We start from the raw sequence: 16,242 nt of genomic DNA on the forward strand, positions 1-16,242 counted from the left end.
GAGGCGCGGTCACCGCGCCTCATGCTGATTCGGCCTCGGCGGCATCAATGTCTTCCGCATCCTCTAAGTCATCCCCTACAGCCGTAAGGATTTCCAGCTCAGAACGGATGCGCACCTTAGCTCCGATCTTCAGCCCTCGGACTATTTCGTCCCCGTCATCGTTCCTGGAGATGTCCCAACCAGGTTCAATCCAGGCCTTCGACTGCCAGTCTTCGAATCGCTTTTTGAGATCCGACTTCACCCGCCGCTTGACCTTCTGATACTCGGATTTTGAACCACTGAACTCGTGGTACTTCTCAAGCCCGATAGGCCATACGCCATCCCTATGGGATGCGATGAAGGGCAAAAGCTTGGTCCCAAATCGATCCAATTGATCCATGATCTCAAAGGGCACCAGGGTGGTATTCACACCATCGAAGAAAATTGCAGCGATCGGGTCAAGATTAAGCAGAAGTCGCCCTGTCTTGTGGTTCTTTGCCTGGTTGGTCAAGAACCGCATGCTGATATCGACCACCGTATCATCTGACTCAATTGCCGCCGCGATCTCCTTGATCTGGTCGCCGTACCGATTCTTGATGTACTCGAGAAAGAAGTCCCTATCAGGCAGCCCGAGCGGCGGCCGCGTGAGCAGGTTGTAGAGCCTCTTCAGAGCAGGCTTGCTTGATATCCGCAGTTCGCCGCCGGCGAGGTCATCAAGAATCCTTCGGGCCTTTTTGAAGTTCGCACCGGAGTCGTCGAGCTTGAGCCAACGACAGACATCAGCCTGTTTGACTTTGACGGACTGGGTCAGTGACCTGCCGCGGGCCAGCACCATGATTCGGGCAAGGACGAGTTCGTGATCTGTAGACAGCGCCGGACCGCGGTACCAGATTGAGCCCGATCCCAAGGAGAAGATCTCTGTCCATTCCTGGAAGAAGAGGCCTTTGGGAATCTTGCCCGCTGAGAAGAGGGCTGAACGGACGATGGGGTTGCTTTGCTCAAAGAAACGCTCATTCGTGAAAGGGAGAACGCCCTGACCTGATTCCAGATCGAACTTTGTTTGCAGCTTGAATCGCCTGTCATCTACAGCTACCTGCCGTACTTCTTCAGGTGTCAGCTTCAACTCGGTCATGGCCTATCTCTCTTACTTTTCGCGTTTCGTCCGTCTCGACAAACCTGATGCAAAGGATATATTCCCTCATCTTGATTTTTTAGTCCAAATCAAGACCGTTTTCGCATAAGCCGTTCTGAGATCCGCTTTGGCGGTTCGGATCGCCGGAATCCTGTGAGCGCTCAGAGCATTCCGGCTCGAAGAAGATCAACCCACCTGTGCGGCATCTCTCATACCGTACACAGAATTCCGGTCGCTAAAACCGAGCATGGCTTTGCTGTATCCCATGAAAAACAGGGCGCTCACAAGAATCCGGTTACCGTGGCAATAGGTTCGGAGCTTGAGCGCTCACCAGATTCCGGCCTGGAGAATGAGCGCTCTTTGACGCACCGCTCAGGAAATTCCGGTTCATTCTGCGGAGTGCCAACCACCGACCATGCCTCCAGGGCAGGAAATTCGGGCCGCTCACCAAATTCCGGCCGGAATATCGGACCTGGTCTTCCACTGAAAGCCCTGCCCCGTAAATCCGCGGAACGCGCTGACGTGGTCTTCCTCGGCTGGATCGATGCCCCACGAGGAGAAGACCAGGCGGGCAGTCCGTACACAGAATTCCGGTCACCCTCTGCCTCTCTAGCCGGCGCGCTGCCGGGCGCTCACCAGAATCCGGTGTTGAACGGTGTAGCGTCCAGCGGGACGCTGCGCTCATGAAATCCCGGTGTTCAGACCTCTAACTCTCAATCGCACTCCAGCTCTTGCCCCTATGCTTTACACAGTTGCAAAGCCCCGGGGGAGTAGGTGTACACCGGATTCCGGTTCACCCTCGAGCAGTCATTGAGCCTTGCGCTCACGATATTCCGGCCTATCCACCGCGAAGTTTGGCATGCGCTGGGAACCGCTCACGAGAATCCGGTCTTGCCGAAGGGTAACCACCGTCAAGCCAGTTGCCGCTCAAAGGAATCCGGTACCAGAAAAGCAAGCCCTGGAGACACACGTCATCTCAAGGCCGCCCCTCTGCGCGTTTCCCTGCTCACGGAATTCCGGCAAATCCAGCATACGGGCCTGGTCGTGATCGTAATCGCTTCTTCCTGGTCACCGAAGGCCATGATGGGGCTGGGCTATTGCGCCAGCCGCGCGCCCCATGACTCTGGCGTCGACGCTGGAGAATGTGGCATCAAGTAGCAGTTGCGGCGAAGGGATGTGGGCAAGGCCCATCCGCTGTTGCTAGCCCCCGTACCACTCAAGACGCTGCCAAGCTTGGCCGGCTCGAGCAGCCCCGAGACCGATCCAATCTTGTGCGAGTGCCTAGTTGTGACCGCTCACCAAAATCCGGTCGATCTGCGCATCGCCAAGTCCGACTGGCAGAGCCTGCGTCTGACTTGGCGTACACGAAATTCCGGTTGGTCTCGATGAGCATTTTGCCGCAGGCCGGCTAGATTCCCGGGCGCACGCAAGATTCCGGTCCCCGTTCCACCATCATTGCCTCCCTTGGCGCTCAGGAGATTCCGGTTCGAGGTGCCAAGAGCCGCGGGTAGGGGTGCTTGAGGGAAGCGCTCAGAGAAATCCGGTCTCGCATTAGCCGCATTCCAGACCTGAACGCTCTCCCGCTCAACAAATTCCGGTTCAGAAGGGGCTTTACCCGTACGCTCACAGCATTCCGGTCGTTAGCCAGGCGGGACTCAAGCTGTCAGCAAAAGGTAACCGTATGCAGTTGTAAGCCACTGTATTTAAAGCCGATTTACTGATGCTCCGGTAAAGTAAAGCTGTTCAATGCACAGGTTGCACACAGCTTAAGCACAGGTTATCCAGTAATTTGAAGCTAGTTATCAACAGGAGACCGGATTCCGGTGTACACCACCGGAATCCCCTGAGCGCGACCGGAATCTTGCGTGCATCAACCGGAGTCCTCTGAGCGCTGACCGGAGCCTCGTGTACGGCTACCGGATCAGGCTGTACGGGTCCCGGAATCCGGTGTACAGCGTCAAAGCAGCCTACGGTAGACAGGGCTTGGGGTGCAGCCATCTGTCCACACCCTATAACCCCAATCGGTAACCCCAAGAAAGATAACCCTGTTCTCTAACCCGGAAGGTAAGCCGATCGCAGGCTAATCCCTGTTGTTGCTTGCGCTAACCCGCCCGCTGGATCAGCGCTTGACCGTCAGGCCTTCAACTTCAGCCGCACGCTGATCGTCCAGCGAGTTGTAGTAGATGTCCTGAGTCGTGCTCATCGACTTGTGCCGGAGATCGGCCTGAAGGTTTTTTGCATCACGATGAGGAGCATCAAAGGTCGCCCCTGTGTGACGAAGCCAATGCAGGGTGGCAACCCGTAGGTCGTCAACTTCACAATCCGATCGTCCCTCCTCATGCATTCGCTTCAGAGCCCGATCAAAGACCTCCTGGACAATGTTCCGCACCTGGCGATCACTCAATCCTGGGGCACCATTCAACTTTGTGAGGAGAGGGGCCTGCTCTCCCTTCAGTGGCAGGGGCGTGAGATTACGGCTCTGACGGTACCGCTTCAGGTACTTGAGGTAGTCAGGCTTCACTGCAATACGCGCTTCTACGTTCCCTTTACCAACCACCTCGTACCACCAAGTTTCATCCTCCTTGACGAACGAACCCATCGTTGGAGTCCAGAGCTGATTACCTACCAGGTCCGAGACTCGTAGGTACATAGAGAACAGAGAAGAGACAATGAACAACGTGCGCTCATGAGATTCCGGTGCTTCGTTAGCCATGAGCTCCGCGGTCTCGATCACGAAGTCCCACTGCAGCTGGGTAAGGGATTTCCCGCCACTTCGTTTGGCTGTGGTCCTAATCCAACGACTTTTGCCCTTGATCGCCTTGAAGGGGTTTCCTTGAGCCAGGTCCTCCTGGGTCAAAAATTCGAAGAACGAACTACAGATGGAAAAGACCTGCCGGATACTGCCCTGAGCCATTTTGTAACCAGACACCCCCAACTCCTCGCCGGCTTCCTTGGCTCTCTTTCGATCGCTTTTCGAAATTTTGATGCCGAAGGGGCGCCAGCCAGGGTTCGGTTCGTAGACGCCTCCCCTTGGAAGGAACCTCTGGCGCACAGCATCTCCAATCCAGCTCGCAGGCGGAGCCACGTTGAAATCCATGAATCTCTCAGCGTCAGACCGGCGCAAGTCCAGAATCGATTTCCCTGCGATGATCCAGGACCACAACAGGATGCGCTCTACCTGCGTGCGATAGGCCTTAAACGTGGTTGCTTGGCCGCTATAGGACTTCAAAAACGCCCGAGCATGGGCGAGGTCGTTTGCTGCCGGAATATGGGGAGCGAAAACCTTTAGGAACTCCTCAATCGCCGGCCGCTCTGCAACGTACTCAGCAGCCGACGACGAGAGAAAGGTTTCGTAGGTATCAAACAGTGGGGAAGGGCGGACGCCTCTGTTCGGTGTTTTTGCTGGAGCTGGCAAGCGGACCTCGGAGCAATAGAAAACGAATACCCCAAGGTTAACCGCGTTGCCTCGTAGCACAAGCCAAGATTACCCTTGAAGCGCCCAGCTCATGCGGCGCTCAGGAAATTCCGGTCCCGGTTTTCAGCGTTTACCGGTACAGAAGCCAGTGATTGATTTCACTGCCGAAGACCAGGGAGATCACCCCACCCACGATCAGACCAGGGCCAAACGGCAGATAGCGGTCCTTTCGGACGAGTCTGATCGCCATACCGACAGCAGCAGTGGTCAAGCTGGCGATCAGCAAAGTCGCGGGCAGCACTTGCCATCCTCCCCAGGCACCAAATAGTGCAAACAGCTTGTAATCACCCTGGCCCAGGCCCTCGACACCGCGGACGATGTAGAAGAGCTTTCCTATCGTCCAGAATGTCATATATCCCACCACCGCCCCTGCAACCGCGTCGTGCAGGGACGCGAGGACTCCGAAATAGTTGGCGGCAAGACCGATCCAAAGGGCGGGAAGTGTAATCGCGTCAGGGAGCAGCATGACCTTCAGGTCGATCAGGCAAAGGGCTATGAGCATCCACAGCAGCACTATTGCGGCACAAGCAGCAGGAGTTACACCGTAGTGCCAGGCCAGCGACGCGGAGAGGAGGGCGGTCGCCAACTCAACGGCAGGATAAGTGATGCTGATCTTGGTGCCACAGCCCGAGCATTTGCCGCGTAACGCGATGTAGCTCACCACTGGGAGGTTTTCCCAGGGGCGGATCTTGTGCCCGCAATTGGGACAAGCAGAGGAGGGCGACGATAGGGTGAGCCGGTCAACTGGTTCGCTTGAAGGCAGGCCGAGGCATTCCTGAGCCTCAACTGTCCAGGCGCGTTCCAGCATGATCGGCAGCCGGTAGGCCACGACATTGAGGAAACTCCCAACCATGAGGCTCACAAGCGCCACGATGCCAATGAAGAGTGCTTGGTCTGCTTGGAGTATTTCGATCACGCTATGACAGACTCCCAGCCCTTGGGGATGAAACCAGGGACGTAGCGGCGGAGGGACTCCCTCATGTTGTCGAGAGTTGCCGGCTTGACGATGTAGCCGGCCGCACCAGCTTCGACTGCCAGACGCTTGTCTTCCTCAGCGGCCTTGCTCGAGAGAACGATGATCGGCGTGATGCTGAGTTCGCCATGGCCCGAGCGGAGTTCACGAATATGGGAAAGGCCGTTGTGCCATTCGCCCAGGTACAAATCCATGAAAATGACGTCGGGATTGAACGACGGCACCACCTGCAGGAGCTCCTGCAAGGTACCCACCACTTTGACTTCATCGAACAGCTGATCGGCGCATTTCCGGGATACGTAGGCGTCGGTTCGAGAGTCGTCGACAATCAGGGCCTTGGACATAGTGATCTTCCGTTTGTTGTGAATGCTGGAAACCCATATCGAGCACGATCCAGCGTGGCAAGCTCAGCCTATCGACGTCCATGGCCAGGTCAAACCAAAACAGGGGGCCGGATTGCGGTGGCCAGGGTAGGGAGCGATGAGCACCTGCAGTCAAGCCAGGATGACGCTTTCCAGATGCTGGCGGGTTAGCTGCAAGCAACAGCGGGGTGCGATGCTCGGTTTAAGTAGTGGGGTTAAAATGAATGGGGTTAATTAACGTGGGATTACCAACTGGGGTTATAGGGTGTGGATAGATGGCTACAACAAGCAGCGGGCTTGTGTTTACAGTGCCTCTTGACGCGCACAGCTTTCCGGTGTTTGTACACATTATTCCGGTTACCGCTCATGAATTACCGGTAACCGTACATGCCAATCCGGCCAACGCACATATAACTCCGGTAGGCGCTCAATAAATTCCGGTCCCGCACATCGAATTCCGGTAGCCTGTTGATAACAAGGCTATTTCTGTTTGCAACCTGTATATAAGCTGTTCGTAACTCCGCATTTCCGCTTAACTTATAAAGCGGAAATACGAACGGAATAGTCCTTCGCCAATATATAAGGGTAGGGTAAAGACCGATCTTTCCCTGTGTCTTGCTGTATTTACGTCAAACCCAGAATTGGCGTTGTTTGTACGATTTATGGATCTTGTAATTGTCTGGCGATGAATGCCCGTTGTCTCGGATCGAAGACATGTATTAACACCTTTTCCTGGAAACCATTGCCATTACTGATGTACACCGGCTGCCGGAATACCACCAACGGCCTATTTGGCGAGCCAGCAACAAAGCGCTGAGCCTTTCCAAAGAGCATTTTGGGACGCTGCTGCGCTTGGCCTGGCGAGAAAGAGTTCGTGGGTGATCCTTTGAAACGCCGGCCATTCCCTACGATATCTTTCTTCACATGCTTTCCGCGGAAGGCCTTTTTGCCGTGAACGATGAAGGGCACGGCCTCGTTAGCGTAGTTGTGCACCCTGATCTGGCGTTTGCCGGCATGGTTGTGAAGTTTATTGGCTCGCTTCTGTACATGCGAGTGGCCGCCGCGATTGAAGTCCCGCGCCAATAGTTGTCCATCGGTGACCTGGGTGTTGGGAAACGGCTGGGAGGCGCACAGAGGACTGATGATGCAACTGGTCAGTAAGGGAATCAGTGTGAGCGAACGCATGGTGGGACCTCCGTTGAGATTCCCCGGAATGCCCCCAAATGAAGTATAGTTCAGCCTGGTGTTAGGCCCATTCTGAGTCTTCGCACTCATGCATGAGTGAAGATGCAGATTTCACAATTTTGATGCTTAAAAGTTGTAAAAACAGGCATGCCTAGCATTTCCGATTATAACAATAATCGGAAATGCTAGGCATGTCTTTGCGCTCTGCTCCAGCAAATTGGGCGGACACGCACTGTCTCTTGGGGAAACTCCATTTATTTGAGCGGCGTTCCGCCACCCCCTAAATGTAGCCCTGCTTCTTAGCACCGTAAGACCGATGTCTTCTAAGCGTTCGGCCTGAGTATCACTTAGCACCGCACAAGTCGACAGAGTTCCGCGAGAGCGAGTTGTTTTGTGTAGCCGGCGCCTACCAGGCTGTGTGGTACATTGCCGCGCGGTCGGTGGTGCGCGTTCTCCTGGTGTACGTACCAAAGTTGGCCGGACCACCACCAGCACAGGCTGGGTTCAGCACAGGTATTAACATCTTCAACACAGTCCATCTTATTTCCTCACCTTTGCGAGGCATAGGCTCTTAGTGTCCTTATCTCTGATGCTGTAGCAGGACGAAGCATTACCTCTAACCTCGGCCAAACATAACTTCTCAGTTTCTTTGTTCTTGATGCTGTAACACTTCGAAGTGTTACCACTGGTTACCGCCAGGCAATAGCTTTCCGAGTCTTTATCCTTGATTCGGTAGCAATCGTTTGATCCCGCTAAAACCAATCCAGGGCTCATGCACATCAATAAAGCCAGAAGCTTCATACTGCTTGTTCTCTTGTGAGCGGATGGAAAATCATACACCTATCACCCTTGAATTTACTGGCCTGCTAGTTTCGAGTGTTGTTCGCTGACGCTCTTGGCTTGCTGGAAAGCTCTCGCTCCATAACCACCAAAGCACACTCCTTAACGCCTTGCGGGCAGTTGAGGGATATGACCTCCACCGCCTTCAGGCTCCATCCATCACCGGAGTGTTTGGTCAAGGTGGCTGCAAGGTCGTGGAACCGCTCTGAGAAGACCTGGTATTCCAACCCACCATTGCCTTGAGCCCCGCCAACCAGCAACGGGACGATAGCGCTGGCCTGCACCAGTATTCGAATGCCTGCCTTCATCCTGAATCACCTCTAAGACAATGCAATTGGGGAGCCCACTATTGGCTAGTTTTCGGGGATGGAGTCGTTACACTCTTCTCAAAATCTAGTTCAAGTACGTCCCGGGTGATCTACGCGCTGGGTGCTGTGTGCTTAAGGTGCCCAAGGTATGCCACGAACACGTTTGTTCCTCCCTCTCTCCCGTCCTCAGGCAAATGCTTTGGAAGATCGCGACTGCGCCCCCGTAGTGCTGCTTTCGCAGTGGTCTATTCCGTCCTTGGCGGCAGTGATCGCGATCCAGTCACTACCGACGCTGGCTCAGACAATAGATCCCAGTGCTCGACTGGAGCGCGCATTAGCGGGCCTTATTGATGCCGGCTTTGACCTGGAATCCGCTGGCCAGGGAGCTTCTTTCTCCTCGCTGGTGATCAGCCGCTTCAACCCTCAGTTGTTCAGCGCCGGGCTAAATCAGCTGCGGCCACTGTCAATCCGTCTTCTCGAACCCGAAGATCTGGATGCAGAGGATTACCTCACTGAAGACCGAAAATGGGACTTCGAATTCACCCCACGCCATGCAGAGGCCTTGAACCCATTTACCGAGGGTTTTGTTGACGCAGCTGGAAACTCCTTCAACCTCGCCCCCCAACAGGCCCGGGCATTCCGTGTCTTTAAGTCAGAACTGGATGAGGACTTTCACCTCCAGGCTCTCGCCGGAACGGGAAAGACGTTCATGATCGAACGTCTCATCGACTGCCTCACCTCTTACCGCCCTCTCGTCCTGGCCATGACCAAGGTGCAACTTGATGCCCTGCAGCAGAGGATCGGTACAGGGCGGGTAACGGGTATGACTTTTTCGGAGCTTGCAGTCCGCTCGCTTCAACTGGATGTCGGGCGGCATGGTTCCAGATCTTTCCGCTTATCGATGAGACGAGCGCGTGTAGAGATGAGCCAGATTGCCAACCACCTAGAATTCAAGCCCGTTGGTAACCTCACTCCCAGTCAAGTCGCCTCAGTGGCCAACAGGACTGTCTTCCGGTACTGCACAAGCCGTGACGCCGAGATTGGAGTTCATCATCTTCCATCATTGGGCGGGTCGTACTCGGTGCCCCAGAAAGAGCTTCTGGTCCAATGCGCAAATCGACTCTGGCAAGAGACCATTTTCCCGTCGTCTTCATCACTGGAGCTACCTGTCCGTGGCTACCACCGGATCAAAGAGGTTTCGCTCAGCAGTACAGCGGCCGTCGAGCCAGGCTTCACTCACGTGATCGTCGATGAGGCCCATGACCTCCCTGCCCCAATGGCTCAATTCCTGGATCGGTGCTCTATCCCGGTGATCACCTTGGGGGATTCCTGCCAGCGCCTGGACGGGGCCGCTGTGGAGCGTGCGCCACACGTTCGCCGGCGTGAAATATTCCACTCTCTCCGTTCTGGCCGAGAGATGGAAGCTGCGGTGAACACCCTGATCGAGCAGAACCCTGTGGTCGACGTGCACCCGCTCGAGGGGAACCGCGATCAGGACACAAGGGGCGTGTTCTATAGCCGTCCCTTCATTCCCGAGCAACCCACTACTATCTTGGTGTGGTCTGAATGGGGAATGTTTGAGTGGTTCCAGCGCTTGGCCAACGCGAAGGCACAGTTCAGCCTTCTGCCAGGGTGCGAGGGAGGTTTTAGGTGGTTTGTCCTCGACTGCATAGGGCTCTACCGCGAAGGAATCAGACCGACACACGGCGCCCTGTTCAAGTACACCTCCTGGGACGCGCTGCGAAGGGATGTCTCGAAGCGGGAGAGCGCCTTTGATCGTATCGACCGGATGCTTGAAAAGGGATATTCCACAATGGACTTCGAGCGCAGCCTCATGAAGTTGGAACAGTCTGGCAAGACGCCATACAAACTGGGAACGGTCGTTGCGGCCAAGAACTCGGAGGTCAATTCTGTGATGCTGACCCCTGAGCTACTGGATAGCACCGGTTCCGATCGTCTGGATGCTGCCCGGGCTTTTGCTGCGGTCTACACAGGAGGTACCCGCGCCCGCCATCAGCTTTTTGTACCTGGGCATTTACAGGAATGGGCTTCCGATACTGCGGCCAGGGCGAAGTGCACCTAGCCCAGGAGATGGCATCCCCTCCTCCGCTTGCTGGCGGCCTGTCCGCGGGCATAGCCGGCGGCAGCGAGTACCGCTTGTGGTTAGTTTGCTCAACCGGGGGAAGGCTTGGATCTTGGGGGCGTCGAGCCTTAATCGCCGCGGCAGCTTGAAAGATGCGCATATTGTGCGAGAATTGTGCATAGTAAGTGCATTCTTAAAGGAGGCCCCCTATGGCCAGCAAAGCCGTATTAGAGCTTCGCCCCACCAACTTCGCGGGCTTGATGGACGCTCTCAAAGAGGTGAACCGTGTGATGTTCTCTCCTGAGCGCTTCCTCAAGGTTTTTTCGATGGACCAGCAGACCTTGGCGCTCCGGGCCCATGTCCATCGCAACACCGTGCGCAACGCGCCTGAATCGGAAAAGGTCCAAGCCTACATTCGTGATTCAGTGAAGGTTCTGCGTGCAGTGACCGACATGGGCACGGACGTGACGAATGCCATCTTCTGGTTTAAGAACGAGCCTCTTTCCACGTTCAACTACAAGACCGCGGAGGAAGTGGTCAGCGAAGGAAAAACCGAGCAGCTGATCGCTTTCCTTCAATCCTGGGAAGCTGGTGCGCAAGGATGAAAATCATCGGAGTGCAGGACCTCCCCTGCTACCGAATGCACACTCCCAAGTGGTCCGTTGCGCCTACATCTGGAGCTGGAGCTGCAACCCAGGGTGGCCGGGTTAACCGAAAGGGGCTAGAGGCTCTATACCTCTCGCTTGAGTCGGCAACGGCCATTGCTGAGTTTCAGCAAGGAAGCGCATTCCTTCCACCAGGTCTGCTGGTCAGCTATTCCCTCAGTCTGGACCGAGTGATCGACTTCACCGGCGGCTATGACGATACCTGGGCCCCGATCTGGCAAGACTTTTTCTGCGACTGGAGAAAGATTCGCTTCAACGACGGCGTTGAACCGCCGAGCTGGATTGTCGGGGATCTGGCTATCGAGGCTGACTGTGCTGGGATTCTGTTCGAGTCCGTTGCGAACCCTGGAGGTCGGAACCTGGTGCTTTTCACCGATCAGTTGCCGGTGCATGGGAATATTGTGGTAAACGATCCTCGCGGGGATCTCCCTACCGACCAGTCATCTTGGACGCGCCCGTAGTGCAAGCCCGGTGCCAGGCTCACGCCTGGCTACCGGGGTAGCTCCTTACACGTACTGTTTGCTTCCTTTCCGCTCGAGCGGACGCCCTTTGAACACGTGCGGGCCGTCCATCGTCAGTTCGACCTTGTCTCCCTTGCGGATCAGCCAGGGCGTGGCTTCAGAACCGGTTTTGGAGGTCACTCCGCTGGGGCTTATCCGAATTTCATCGCCGTCGATTTCGATCGTCCCCAGGACGTAGGTGTAAATCAGACTGCTGAAGAACCCGCTTTTAAATTCGAAGGCACACTCTACTACCTGGTCCCCATACTCCATCCGCATTCTCGGCTTGAGGGAGGCAACCGACACGGCGCCATTGTCGACCGCGGAATAGACACTGCAGACCAGCGCAACTTTGCCACCCATGCGATGGGAGATGGCCGGGTTGATCTCGACGGTTTCGATCCCAGGAGCGGAGGCGCTGGCACTCACCACGTCACCGGTATGGAACACAAAGGGATCAGCATCGAAGGAGCCTCGCTTGTCAGGCGCCTGGATTATGGACATTCGACCGTCTGGGCGAAGGATGCCGATGCGAAGGTCTAGGTCGTCATTGTCCCGACCGTCGCCGTTGTCCACCCAGGTGGCGCTGACCTTGATCGCCTTCGGCGCGGCCGCACCTTTCTCCAGTGAGACTTTGTGTGAGGTTCCTGGCTTGTCCAAGGTGACAACTGACTTGGTGATGTTCACCGGCTTTGCAGGGGGCGCGGCCGGGGTTGGAGCAGCTGCCGGCGCTTCGTCGACCTCTACACCGTACATGCCACAGAGCCCGGCCAAGCCAGAGGCGAAACCCTGCCAGACTGATCGCGCCTTTGCCTGGCCATTTCGAATGTAGAGTTCGAGCACGATGATCCCCGTCTCCCGGTCGAAGGCCCCGGGGGCAAGATCCAGTACCTGTTCGCCGGCGATGACTCGAGCAGTGAGGTTGGGCACTTCGGCGAAGCCTCCACCGCTGCCGTCCTGGGTCAAGGTGATGGCGATCTTCGAAATTGTGGGTGGAAGACGGCTCAAGTCAAAGCTGATGCTGTGGCTGACCGTTCCGGCCTGGTTGATGGGAGGAGAGAAAGCGGCTGCGCCGGAGGCATGCTCTGGTGCATTGAAGAAGACCATTCCGCTGTCATCGATCACTTTGCCTGTGTCAGTGACGAGGAAGGCCGTCAGGTTCACGTCGAGATTTGCGCCGGCGGAATGCGCTACCAGGACCTGGCCTTTGGGCTGGTTGATCGTTGTGTTCTCGCCGGGTTTCAGGGATTGACTCAATTTGCGTCGCCTATTCCTTGGTTGATGTGCAGGCGATCTCGCCTGGATTGCATTACTTGAGATCAGCACTCACCCGCTCAGGGCCAAATCTCATTGGTGAAGTGTAACGGGCCCAGCCAAAGGTAGGAGTCCATAAGCCACTGACTGCCGTAGCGATTTGGCTTCCTTCGTGTGCGTCGGTACACATCGATACACCTCAGTACACCTCGCAACAGTACACATCGTGGTCAGAGTATCCGCTGCCGTAGCCGTTATAGTTCATGCCTGTGGCTACCATGTTTGCAGGACAAATCTTTGTCGCAAACGGTGCACCAGTGATCCATCGGCAGTTCCTCATGCCATTGATGCCGCCAGGCTTTGTCCAGCGGTAATTGTCACAAGAAAGAGTGGCACCAGTCGAATTCCGCGCCTGCTGGCCGAGGATTCCACACGCGGTATTTTTGCCAACGATGTTGGCGATGACCGCCCCCTGTTTCAGCACCACATTCCCATCGAATTGCGAGGCCCCACCAAACCAGGTTTCACCATACACAGCGGCGGTGCCGTAGGTTACCTGGCTACCGATAGTCGCTGTTCCGTTGATAGTTGCATAGTTGGTTACAGCGGAGTTTGAATTGACCTGCCCTGAAATCGAAGCAGATTGGGCAGTTAAAGTATTCGTGCTCACATTCCCACTGATTGATGCCGATACCGCCGAGATATTATTAACCTCGCTTATATTATTTCCGCCAAGCAAGAGATTAGTCTGCATCCTATTCAGGTCAGCATTAGCTGTTACAATCCGCGATAGTTTGGAATCAAGTGCTGGCTCTGAGCCCGGCACTCCAATTGTGGTTCTTATTCGGTTCGCAGCTGTGTCTACGATGCTTGTCCCGGGGAGCATGTTAGAAAGCACACCGTCCCAGTCTTGGGCAACCTCCTGGTCAACGCTAAATGTAAAAGCGGTGCATGAGGTGGACACCGCCTTATTGAATTTGTTGACCGAAAGGTTACCCGGAATGAGAGGGGGAACGTTGTCTTGTAGTGCTTGGATAGCCTGCAAACACGTAGCGCCACCAGGCCAGGAGCCGTTTCGCGCTCGATATGTTCTGGCCGCATCGATCACAGTCTGAGTTTCAGAGGCTGCGAGTTTTACTCTATTGTCGTTTATCTCCTCCAAGTATCTTGGAACAGACATAACAGCCAACATAGACATTATTGCAATTACAACCGAGAGTTCAAGCAATGTGAATCCAGCTTCACGGGTACGCATCGAGGAATATCCCAAAACGTGTTTTTGATTTCGGTGGGCTAAGGCCGTGCAGAGCGCGCTAGCTCATATTCAGTTTCCGAAATTCGATGTAGGGATACACGCCAAATGATGGCTCTGAAATTCCATTAAAACTAACACGATACGTGATTTATAATTCAACGCAGACTGCGGAACAGCTAGCATTTATCCTAACGCTCAGCTTTTCCTGTGATCACAGTTTGATTACATTGCAATAAAATCAAGCCATGTTGGCTTGGTATCGAGCATTGAAAAAGAAGCTCTGGGGGGGTATGACCAATTCAGCCCATCCGAGGCTTCTGGCACAGTCCAACGGTTGTTACGGTGGATGCTCAAATCCTGAAGGAGGATCAGCCTGATGTCTGTCGCACTTTCTATTCCAACCCCCCGTAAGCAGCGAATCATCGAGATAGCCTCGGAGATCGTGGATACGAAGGTTGAGCGCGGAGAACTCGACCCCAATGATGAGGGTGCAATGGACGCCGCATGCAGGGAGGCCGTCCTAGATGCAAAGACGCTCTACGATGCTGCCGTTGAATACGTCAGCTGAGGCCTCCTCGGAGACAGAGCATGTCGTTCGAGCAGCCCCTTCGCCTGTCTATAAAGGAGACCTCTTTCCCATGAGAGAACCAATCATTACCCCTGAAGACAACGCCCAATACAGGCTGCTCATGGCCGACTGTGTTCAGCTGATGCGTACGTCCAGAGGCGAGCCGGTGCCCACGTGCCACTTCACGGCGATGGAGTTCCATGAGTGCGACTCTGACCCCAGCGGCCGCACTGATGGGTATCAGTGTCGGCATTGCGGCCACACTGAGTCGAGCGCCGAAGCCTGGGCGAAAGTCGAGGCGCGCAACCAAGGGCAGACTGCCTAGGGGCCAGGCCCTATTTAGGCCTTGCCCCTCCGTCCCGCTACCATCCCACTTCGCGGTTTCCACACCAGAATTGGGTCCTGGGGCTGAGGGGTTCCCTCAGGCCCCCCCTACTCTGGCTACCTTCCACAGTTGCACCACGTCCGCAGCTCTATGACGAAGCAGCATCGCTGCGTCAGCGCACGCGGACTCCAGATTCATTGGGCCAGAAGTGATTGAGAAGGCTGCAACGATTCCAATGTTGCGCAGACGCTGATACCCAGCTCCCAACGTGCCGGCGATCGCTACAGTCGGTACCCCTGCTGCAGCTGCGATAGCAGCTACCCCAGCAGGGGTTTTCCCATATAGCGTTTGCTCGTCCAGCTTACCTTCGCCGGTGATCACCAAGTCGGCTCCTTGAACTGCCAGGCTCAGCCCAGACAGATCTGCGATCAGCTGAACGCCGGGCCTGAATTCTGCCTGGAGAAATGCCTTTGCAGCGAAGCCTATACCTCCAGCAGCGCCAGCCCCGGGGAAATCACGAACGTCTTCCTGGAGCTGCTCTGCCACGATGTCGGCATACGCGGCCAATGATTCATCCAGAGCCAGGACCTGATCAGGTGATGCACCTTTCTGTGGGCCGAAAACGTGGGAGGCCCCTTTTGGCCCGGTGAGTGGGTTGTCGACATCACAGGCAACATCAATCCGGACTTTATGTAGCCTTTCATCCAAACTACTGAGGTCGATCCGCCGAAGGGCATTGAGCGCCAGTCCACCCTCCTCGAGCTCATCGCCGGCAGAGTCCAGAAACTTGGCTCCAAGCGCTCGCAACATTCCGGTACCGCCATCATTGGTCGCGCTCCCACCGAATCCCATGATGATTCGTTGCGCGCCGGCGTTTAGAGCCTGCAGAACCAGTTGACCAGTTCCGAAGGTGGATGCGCGCGTCACGTCGCGGGCGGCGGGCGCTACCAGGTGGATGCCACTGGCAGCCGCCATTTCGATCACCGCCGTGCGGGATTCGCTCAACCACCCCCAGGTTGCCTGGACCTCTGCCCCAAGTGGTCCACGGACGCGGCTGAACCGGCGTTCCCCCCTGGTGGCAGCCAGGACCGCGTCGACGGTACCCTCCCCTCCGTCTGCCATTGGCACGCATACGATTTCAGCGTCAGGAGCCGAATCTCGTACTCCCAGGGCAATGGCTTCCGCCACGAGCTCTGCTGACAGGCTTTCTTTGAACGAATCCGGTGCGATCACAACTTTCATGCAGTACCCCTCGGGCCAAGCTGTTGTTTGAGGGGATTGTTCCTGCTTCAGGTGCGCGGCGGGTAGGTGGGAATCACAGACTTTATGACGGTCTTT

The 16,242-nt window shown here is 55.7% G+C and carries 12 protein-coding genes; 4 read left to right on the top strand and 8 right to left on the bottom strand.

Annotated elements, in window-relative coordinates:
* Nucleotides 1-19: 19 nt before the first annotated feature.
* The 5 genes from VQ067_RS30560 to VQ067_RS30580 all read right to left on the bottom strand — a co-directional run bounded on the left by VQ067_RS30560 (nucleotide 20) and on the right by VQ067_RS30580 (nucleotide 7,106).
* Entirely contained in the window at nucleotides 20-1,111 is a 1,092-nt protein-coding gene (locus tag VQ067_RS30560; protein ID WP_010794451.1) for a hypothetical protein, read from the bottom strand.
* 2,119 nt (nucleotides 1,112-3,230) lie between these two features.
* Nucleotides 3,231-4,526, bottom strand: coding sequence for a tyrosine-type recombinase/integrase (locus VQ067_RS30565; protein WP_010794450.1), 1,296 nt, complete (start codon nucleotides 4,524-4,526; stop codon nucleotides 3,231-3,233).
* A gap of 130 nt (nucleotides 4,527-4,656) precedes the next feature.
* Nucleotides 4,657-5,502, bottom strand: coding sequence for a prepilin peptidase (locus VQ067_RS30570; RefSeq protein WP_010794449.1), 846 nt, complete (start codon nucleotides 5,500-5,502; stop codon nucleotides 4,657-4,659).
* A complete protein-coding gene (locus VQ067_RS30575; protein ID WP_010794448.1) occupies nucleotides 5,499-5,903 on the bottom strand; it encodes a response regulator in 405 nt (134 codons plus the stop codon). Before VQ067_RS30575 ends, VQ067_RS30570 begins: the two co-directional genes overlap by 4 nt.
* 678 nt (nucleotides 5,904-6,581) lie before the next feature.
* Nucleotides 6,582-7,106 carry a hypothetical protein gene (locus VQ067_RS30580; protein WP_010794447.1) on the bottom strand — a complete coding sequence of 175 codons (525 nt, stop codon included), beginning with the start codon at nucleotides 7,104-7,106 and terminating at the stop codon, nucleotides 6,582-6,584.
* A gap of 1,296 nt (nucleotides 7,107-8,402) precedes the next feature.
* Between VQ067_RS30580 and VQ067_RS30585 the strand changes: the two genes are divergently transcribed.
* From VQ067_RS30585 to VQ067_RS30595, 3 genes are all read left to right on the top strand, one after another.
* The gene (locus VQ067_RS30585; RefSeq protein ID WP_340080962.1) at nucleotides 8,403-10,337 is read left to right on the top strand and encodes a helicase; all 1,935 of its coding nucleotides are present in this window, start codon (nucleotides 8,403-8,405) and stop codon (nucleotides 10,335-10,337) included.
* 209 nt (nucleotides 10,338-10,546) lie between these two features.
* On the top strand, nucleotides 10,547-10,942 hold the full coding sequence (locus tag VQ067_RS30590; protein WP_010792483.1) for a hypothetical protein: 396 nt from the start codon (nucleotides 10,547-10,549) through the stop codon (nucleotides 10,940-10,942).
* Nucleotides 10,939-11,463 (top strand): RES family NAD+ phosphorylase, encoded by a 525-nt coding sequence (locus VQ067_RS30595; RefSeq protein WP_021018402.1) that lies wholly within the window; start codon nucleotides 10,939-10,941, stop codon nucleotides 11,461-11,463. The genes VQ067_RS30590 and VQ067_RS30595 overlap by 4 nt, the downstream gene beginning before the upstream one ends.
* Before the next feature lie 45 nt (nucleotides 11,464-11,508).
* Here VQ067_RS30595 and VQ067_RS30600 read toward each other — a convergent pair whose 3' ends face one another.
* The gene (locus VQ067_RS30600; RefSeq protein ID WP_010792484.1) at nucleotides 11,509-12,759 is read right to left on the bottom strand and encodes a TerD family protein; all 1,251 of its coding nucleotides are present in this window, start codon (nucleotides 12,757-12,759) and stop codon (nucleotides 11,509-11,511) included.
* 196 nt (nucleotides 12,760-12,955) lie between these two features.
* Entirely contained in the window at nucleotides 12,956-14,011 is a 1,056-nt protein-coding gene (locus tag VQ067_RS30605) for a prepilin-type N-terminal cleavage/methylation domain-containing protein (protein ID WP_282414915.1), read from the bottom strand.
* 376 nt (nucleotides 14,012-14,387) lie between these two features.
* Here VQ067_RS30605 and VQ067_RS30610 point away from each other — a divergent pair, with 376 nt between their 5' ends.
* On the top strand, nucleotides 14,388-14,579 hold the full coding sequence (locus tag VQ067_RS30610) for a hypothetical protein (protein WP_010792486.1): 192 nt from the start codon (nucleotides 14,388-14,390) through the stop codon (nucleotides 14,577-14,579).
* Between the two features lie 421 nt (nucleotides 14,580-15,000).
* Here VQ067_RS30610 and VQ067_RS30615 read toward each other — a convergent pair whose 3' ends face one another.
* Nucleotides 15,001-16,146, bottom strand: a complete 1,146-nt coding sequence (locus VQ067_RS30615; RefSeq protein ID WP_021018404.1) for a glycerate kinase — start codon at nucleotides 16,144-16,146, stop codon at nucleotides 15,001-15,003.
* Between the last annotated feature and the right edge of the window lie 96 nt (nucleotides 16,147-16,242).

Source organism: Pseudomonas sp. KBN12P06040 (genome assembly GCF_037574965.1).
GTDB lineage: Bacteria > Pseudomonadota > Gammaproteobacteria > Pseudomonadales > Pseudomonadaceae > Pseudomonas > Pseudomonas aeruginosa.

Excerpts from the sequence above, each read along its gene's own strand:
- VQ067_RS30560 (WP_010794451.1), bottom strand. The coding sequence starts at position 1,111 with ATGACCGAGTTGAAGCTGACACCTGAAGAAGTACGGCAGGTAGCTGTA.
- VQ067_RS30575 (WP_010794448.1), bottom strand. The coding sequence starts at position 5,903 with ATGTCCAAGGCCCTGATTGTCGACGACTCTCGAACCGACGCCTACGTA.
- VQ067_RS30580 (WP_010794447.1), bottom strand. The coding sequence starts at position 7,106 with ATGCGTTCGCTCACACTGATTCCCTTACTGACCAGTTGCATCATCAGT.
- VQ067_RS30585 (WP_340080962.1), top strand. The coding sequence starts at position 8,403 with ATGCCACGAACACGTTTGTTCCTCCCTCTCTCCCGTCCTCAGGCAAAT.
- VQ067_RS30590 (WP_010792483.1), top strand. The coding sequence starts at position 10,547 with ATGGCCAGCAAAGCCGTATTAGAGCTTCGCCCCACCAACTTCGCGGGC.
- VQ067_RS30595 (WP_021018402.1), top strand. The coding sequence starts at position 10,939 with ATGAAAATCATCGGAGTGCAGGACCTCCCCTGCTACCGAATGCACACT.
- VQ067_RS30605 (WP_282414915.1), bottom strand. The coding sequence starts at position 14,011 with ATGCGTACCCGTGAAGCTGGATTCACATTGCTTGAACTCTCGGTTGTA.
- VQ067_RS30610 (WP_010792486.1), top strand. The coding sequence starts at position 14,388 with ATGTCTGTCGCACTTTCTATTCCAACCCCCCGTAAGCAGCGAATCATC.
- VQ067_RS30615 (WP_021018404.1), bottom strand. The coding sequence starts at position 16,146 with ATGAAAGTTGTGATCGCACCGGATTCGTTCAAAGAAAGCCTGTCAGCA.